Origin of the sequence: Streptomyces sp. S3(2020), from assembly GCF_013044505.1 — a bacterium.
GTDB lineage: Bacteria > Actinomycetota > Actinomycetes > Streptomycetales > Streptomycetaceae > Streptomyces.
Window position 1 is genome coordinate 1 of the sequence record NZ_JABERD010000483.1, and the last position, 1,981, is coordinate 1,981.

A 1,981-nucleotide genomic window follows, 5' to 3' on the forward strand; every position below is an offset into this window, starting at 1 on the left:
CTTCCCCGCCGTCCCGCCTTCCCGCTTCCACGGCAGGGTGGAGCGGGCTACACCCGGGCAGTGGAGCCTGCTCCACCGTCTCCCGGCACCCTGGTCATCTAGCCTGCCCCCATGTGGAAGACCGTGCGGCGGGCCGCGAGGGCCACCGGCCACCTCCTGCTGGCCGCCGCGATGGCGTTCGGTACGTGGATCTTCGTCACCGTCCTGCTGATCACCGCCATCGGCACGCTCGCGGTGGTCGGCGCCTGGCTGCTGCCCGAGACGGTGCTGCTCATACGGCGGATCGCCGGGGCCAAGCGGCAGCTGACGGCCTCATGGACGGGCGTGCGGATCCCCGAGGCGTACCAGCCGCTGACCGGGACGGTCCGGGAGCGGTTCCGGACGGCCGTCAAGGACCCCGGCACGCTCACCGACTTCCGGTGGATGGTGGCGTACTACCTCTACGGCGCCCTGCTCTTCGTCGCGCTGCCGCTGTGGCCCGTCGGACTCGTCGTCGACGGCGTGTGGGCGGGGCTGCTGCGCCGGGAGCCGGTCGTGCTGCCCCTCATCGTGAAGGTCGCGGACCTGGAGGCCGACTGGTCGACCGCGCTGCTCAAGCCCTCCCCGAAGGCGCAGCTGACCCGCCGGGTCGAGGAGCTGGCCGCCACCCGTGCCGATGCCATCGCCGCGCACGGCGCCGAACTGCGCCGTATCGAAAGGGACTTGCACGACGGCGCCCAGGCCAACCTGGTCGCGCTGTCGATGCGCATCGGGCTCGCCAAGCGGGCCTACGACCGTGACCCCGACACCGCCCGCAAGCTGCTGGACGAGGCCCAGGACCAGGCCGAGCAGGCGCTGACGGAGCTGCGGAACGTCGTACGCGGCATCCACCCGCCGATCCTGACCGACCGGGGGCTCGTGGGCGCCGTGCGGGCGCTGGCCGCCAGCAGCGGGCTCCGGGTCGCCATCGACGACGGAGGGATGGACGAGGGCGTGCGGGCGCCCGCCGCCGTCGAGGCCGCCGCCTACTTCGTGGTCGCCGAATCCCTCACCAACGCGGCCAAATACAGTGGTTCGCCCCGGGCCGACGTCAGGATCGTGCGCACCAAGCGAGGACTGCGGGTGCGGGTCAGTGACGTCGAGGGGCGAGGGGGTGCCGATGAGAGCTCCGGATCCGGACTGCTCGGCATGCGTCGCCGGGTCGCCGCGCTCGACGGGACCGTGGACGTGTCGAGCCCCGTCGGGGGGCCGACCGTGATCGAAGTGGAGTTGCCGTGCGTGTGGTGATCGCCGAGGACAACGCCCTGCTGAGGGAGGGCCTCGTCCTGTTGCTGACCTCGGCGGGGCACGAGGTGGTGGCCGTCGCCGGCACCGGCCCCGAGGTCATGCCCGCCGTCCTGGAGCACCGTCCGGACATCGCCGTCCTCGACGTACGGATGCCGCCCGGTTTCCGCGACGAGGGGCTGCGGGCCGCGCTGGAGGCCCGCAAGGAGATCCCGGGGCTGCCGGTGCTGGTGCTCTCGCAGTACGTCGAGGAGTCGTACGCCGCCGAACTGCTGGGTGGCGGCACCAGCGGGGTCGGCTACCTGCTCAAGGACCGGGTGGGCCGGGTCGACGAGTTCCTGGACGCCCTGGAGCGGGTCGCGGGCGGCGGTACGGCGCTGGACCCCGAGGTCGTCACCGAGCTGCTGACCCGACGTAAGAACACCCCGCTGGACTCGCTCACGCCCCGCGAGCGCGAGACCCTCAAGCTCATGGCGGAGGGCCACGACAACGCGACCATCGCCAAGACCCTCGTCGTCACCGAGCGCGCCGTCCACAAGCACATCGGCAACGTCTTCCTGAAGCTGGGCCTGCCGCCGAGCGACAGCGGCCACCGCCGGGTGCTGGCCGTGCTGGCGTATCTGGCGCACACCCCCCAGGCGTGACACCCCGCCTCTGCCACTTCTACACCGCACCGCCGCCACGCGGGTCCTGGTCATCACGCAACTGCCCTGCAACC

The 1,981-nt window shown here is 72.3% G+C and carries 2 protein-coding genes; both read left to right on the forward strand.

What is annotated here, in order from left to right; translation table 11 throughout:
- The first annotated feature begins 111 nt into the window (after positions 1–111).
- The gene (locus HLK59_RS49765; protein ID WP_171148289.1) at positions 112–1,266 is read left to right on the forward strand and encodes a histidine kinase; all 1,155 of its coding nucleotides are present in this window, start codon (positions 112–114) and stop codon (positions 1,264–1,266) included.
- On the forward strand, positions 1,254–1,907 hold the full coding sequence (locus HLK59_RS49770) for a response regulator transcription factor (protein ID WP_171148290.1): 654 nt from the start codon (positions 1,254–1,256) through the stop codon (positions 1,905–1,907). Before HLK59_RS49765 ends, HLK59_RS49770 begins: the two co-directional genes overlap by 13 nt.
- Positions 1,908–1,981 lie beyond the last annotated feature (74 nt).